General features: G+C 75.5%; 1 protein-coding gene. It reads left to right on the forward strand.

The window, feature by feature from the left end; genetic code table 11:
- Positions 1–88 precede the first annotated feature (88 nt).
- Positions 89–750 (forward strand): glycosyltransferase (locus G3I40_RS16485; protein ID WP_164302908.1); only part of this gene is annotated, 662 nt, incomplete at its 3' end.

Consider the following 750-nt stretch of genomic DNA (forward strand, 5'->3'; position numbering starts at 1 on the left):
CCGTCGCGGGGCGCACCTGGCAGGCCGTCGGGGACCTGCTCGTCGAGCACTACGCCGAGGTGCTCGACGCGCGCACGATGGTGGCGGCATGAGCGCGGGGCTGCGGATCGTGCGGCTTGCGAACTTCGTCGCCCCTGCTTCGGGCGGACTGCGTACCGCGCTCAGGGAGTTGGGGGCCGGGTACCGGGCGGCCGGGCACGAGCCGGTGCTGATCGTGCCGGGGGAGCGGTTCTCGGACCTGGACACCGCCCAGGGCCGTGTGATCACGCTCCCGGGGGCGCCGCTGCCGGGCACCGGCGGCTACCGCGTCCTGACCGAACGTGGGCGTGTGGCACGGCTGTTGGCGGAGCTGCGGCCCGACCGGCTGGAGGTCTCCGACCGTACGACCCTGCGCTGGACCGGTGAGTGGGCGCGGCGCGCCCGGGTGCCCGCCGTGATGGTGTCCCACGAGACCGCGCACGGCGTCCTGCGCACCTGGGGCGTGCCGGAACGGGCCGCGCGGCGCGCCGCCGACGTGCTCAACTCCCGTACCGCGCACGCCTACGCGCGCGTGGTGTGCACCACCGAGTGGGCTGAGCGCGAGTTCGTCCGCATCGGCGCCCGCAACGTCGTGCGGGCACCGCTTGGAGTCGACCTCCAACGCTGCCGGCCCGGGGCCGCGGACGCCGTCGTACGGGAGCGGCACGCGCGCGTGGGCGACGTGCTGCTCGTGATGTGCACGCGGCTGTCGGTGGAGAAGCGGCCCGGCAC

Source organism: Streptomyces sp. SID14478, from assembly GCF_010548525.1.
In the GTDB taxonomy this organism is placed as follows: domain Bacteria; phylum Actinomycetota; class Actinomycetes; order Streptomycetales; family Streptomycetaceae; genus Streptomyces.